The organism is Candidatus Darwinibacter acetoxidans (assembly GCF_041936445.1).
Classification (GTDB): Bacteria; Bacillota; Limnochordia; order Darwinibacteriales; family Darwinibacteriaceae; genus DTU010.
The window spans coordinates 1-2,924 of record NZ_JBHGXH010000006.1 but is presented as its reverse complement, the minus strand read 5'-3'; the positions used below and the strand labels follow the sequence as shown (position 1 = coordinate 2,924).

At 57.1% G+C, this 2,924-nt stretch carries 5 protein-coding genes; all 5 read right to left on the bottom strand.

From position 1 onward, the window contains the following. Positions 1-1,419: SNF2-related protein (locus ACE4YL_RS00075; protein ID WP_461368966.1), on the bottom strand; the 1,419-nt coding region annotated here is incomplete at its 3' end. A gap of 61 nt (positions 1,420-1,480) precedes the next feature. Then, positions 1,481-1,855, bottom strand: coding sequence for a hypothetical protein (locus ACE4YL_RS00070; protein ID WP_461368965.1), 375 nt, complete (start codon positions 1,853-1,855; stop codon positions 1,481-1,483). Continuing rightward, positions 1,839-2,096: a VRR-NUC domain-containing protein gene (locus ACE4YL_RS00065; protein ID WP_461365924.1), complete on the bottom strand. Its 258-nt coding sequence runs from the start codon at positions 2,094-2,096 to the stop codon at positions 1,839-1,841. The genes ACE4YL_RS00070 and ACE4YL_RS00065 overlap by 17 nt, the downstream gene beginning before the upstream one ends. A 50-nt stretch (positions 2,097-2,146) precedes the next feature. After that, positions 2,147-2,587: a nucleoside 2-deoxyribosyltransferase gene (locus tag ACE4YL_RS00060; RefSeq protein WP_461368964.1), complete on the bottom strand. Its 441-nt coding sequence runs from the start codon at positions 2,585-2,587 to the stop codon at positions 2,147-2,149. A 7-nt stretch (positions 2,588-2,594) separates the two neighbouring features. Next, the coding region (locus ACE4YL_RS00055) for a hypothetical protein (protein WP_461368963.1) at positions 2,595-2,924 on the bottom strand (330 nt) is incomplete at its 5' end.

The following is a 2,924-nucleotide window of genomic DNA, read 5'->3' as shown; positions in this document are numbered from 1 at the left end:
GCCGGTTCGGACCCGGAAAGCGATCGAGTACATCCGCTCCTGGAACTCCCGGTCCAGTTCTAGACTGTAGTAGGGGTTCGGCCGGCCGTCTGGCAGGGTGGGGCTGATCCGGTAGGCGATCACCTGGTAGCCACCATACCCGCCCATGACGGCGTACCGGTTCCGGAAAGCGCTGAAGTTAGTACCGAATATCCCCGGATCTAGGAAGCGGTACTGGGCGTAGACGTCCAGCGGGCTATTATGCGCTGGCGTCCCAGTCAAAGCCATCCGATACGGTACCCGCTTACCTAGCCCGGCGCAGTAGAGGCTGACTCGGGAGCCAGGGCTCTTGATTCGGTGAGATTCGTCCAACACCACACAATCCAACCCGGCCTGCTTTAAGAAGGGCCCCAGCGGTTTCCGCCAGACGCTCTCATAATTTACCACTAAGATGACTGGCCTGTTGGCCTCCTCCGCCTGGGCCAGGGCGGCCTTGGCCTGCTCCATCTTTTTGCCGGCGGTAGATCCGTTCAGGATCACCACATCGATGGGGATATGGGAGTACATCGGCACCTGCCGGGCCCAGACGTCCGCCATGGCGGACTTAGGGCAGACCACTAGGATCCGCTTGTGGTTCCGGTTGGTGATCAGGTCCACCGCTACCTTGGTCTTACCGGACCCCATCTCCATAAACAATCCTACAGCAGGCAGATTCTTGGCGAATTGGAATGCTCGCTTCTGGTGGGCCCAGGAGGGGGTGCCGCTGGGGTGGTCCGGCAGCTCCTCATCGCTCATCCGTTTAGCGGCGGCGGCTTCGATGATGGTGTTGGCCATCGCCAGAACGTCAGGATGAATGTGCTCGCTCTGGGTGTGCTTGGCGATGGCGGCAGCCACCGCCGGCGTTGCCGGATATTCCCAGGCCCGTAGTTCCCTGTTCCACCGGACGCCCGGAATACTCTTGGCGATGCCATTCATCTCAAACCGGCACCACCAGTAGATTCGGCCGTCCTGGCAGATGACGAAGTACCTAGGCCGGGCGGTATCCTTCTTGGTCTCGCCCGTGTCCTCCATCTCGACCACACCTACGATCTCGATCTCCTTGATGGTGGACTTGGGGAGCCAGCAGTCCACCTTAATCTTCCGAACCTTCGCCCGGATGGCCTCCAACATCTCCTCCGTCCAATCGCCCAGGTTCCGGCTCGGGTAGGGAATGCCCAACTTATCGGCACACTCCGGCCCGATGCCCACCAACCTGCTGGCCGGATGGGTCAGGGCTGCGCCACATCGGACGCAACAGATGGGAGAGTCGGCCAGGGCGTGCCCCTTGATCAGGAGGGCCCGGTCGGTCTCCCGCACGATCAACGCATCAATGGCGTGCGGGATGCCTTTCTTGCTGGCCATCCAATGCTTTACCACAATTTGAGCTTTCTTGACCTGCATCCTAGATTCCTCCAATCTTCATTTCTTTCACCTCCATTTTACCACAGACTACATATCTTTGTCAAGTATTTATTTGACATATTGTATACTGGACGACTCTATCCACAAATTGCCGCCGGGACGAACCACCTTCAAATATATATCTGCGGGTAGCGGCATCAAGCTGCTCCAGCCACTGCTGCACTAGCCGGAATACCTGGACGGCCAGGGGCCGGTGCTCATCCGTCACCTTGGCTAAGACCCTGGCCTCCAAATCCACGATCCGTGCAGCCTTGCTGAAAGTCTCGTCGTCCTCGTATAACTGGGAGCTGATGGCTAATTCGGCAAACCAAGCATGATATTCGTGGCGAATATCCTCTTTGGCCGCCTCCAGGTCCAGGGCCATTTCTACAAATTGCCAGATCAGCCAGAACCGCTCACTATTCGCCGAAGACAAGATGCACCGCCTCCTTTACGCTAGTGACCACACCGACCACAGCTCCAGCTTTTCTCCACTTCTCTAGCTGCTGTACCTGTAGTGCCCGGGGCTTCTTCCCCGGACGCTTGACCTCCAGTACAAAGCAACGCCCGGAGGCACACCCGATCAAGTCAGGTGTGCCCCCAGGCATGTAAGGATCTCCATGGATTTTAATCACCATCGCCCCGCGCCTGCGCAGCTCCCTCATGGTAGATGCCACGATAGAAGACTCCCGCGGTGTGCTCGGGACCATGATCTCACCTCCAATAATCAGGTGGTGCTGGTGTGGAACGGGCCAGTGAGCAGAGCTTCGATTACAGCACCGACAGCCTCATCCCAATCAGATACCTGAATGGTGTCGTACAGAGACAAGAAAGGGGTGTCGGTGCGCTCGACCAGGACCACCACCGGCTTACCGATAGAAATAGCATATTCAATCTCCCGGATGGTACCGATCGTGATGGAATCCTTTGGCAGGTAAGCCAATATCACAGAGGACTGGCTGATGGCGTACCGATTAATCTCGGTAACTGCCCGGGCCGTGGCATTATTTAACGGGCTGTTACCGCCAAAGTACACTACAGAGAAAGCGTGCGCCGGGCTGAAAGTGCTGATACTGGCTTGATTCAGGTACTGGGACACACCCTCTCGCCAATCCAACGCCTCCTTCCGTTGCACCCCATCGACAGGACCAGCAAGATAAACTAACATAATCCGATTACCTCCCCTCAGCCTGCTCAGTATTCTGGGTGACCTCCATAGGGAGCCCCCACAGGTCATCAATCAACATAAGGAGAATGAGCCCGTAATTACGGATATCGACAGCAGTGTCCCTGATCGACTCATTCTGAGGCAAGTGGCCACTGAGAATCAACTCCTGCAGCCGCATCACCTTGTCGGTCAAGCGTACAGCCACACCCAACACGTCCCAGATGGCGATGTTCAGGTTGCCGTAGTCAAGCTGCTTCTTGATCATGACCTGGTCGCACTCTGCGTTTAGCCGGGCCATAGCCTGCTCGAAAGTGGCAGGCTTATTAGGGTCTGCCGA

Coding starts and splice junctions, on each gene's coding strand:
- ACE4YL_RS00060 (WP_461368964.1), bottom strand. CDS start 2,587: ATGTTAGTTTATCTTGCTGGTCCTGTCGATGGGGTGCAACGGAAGGAG.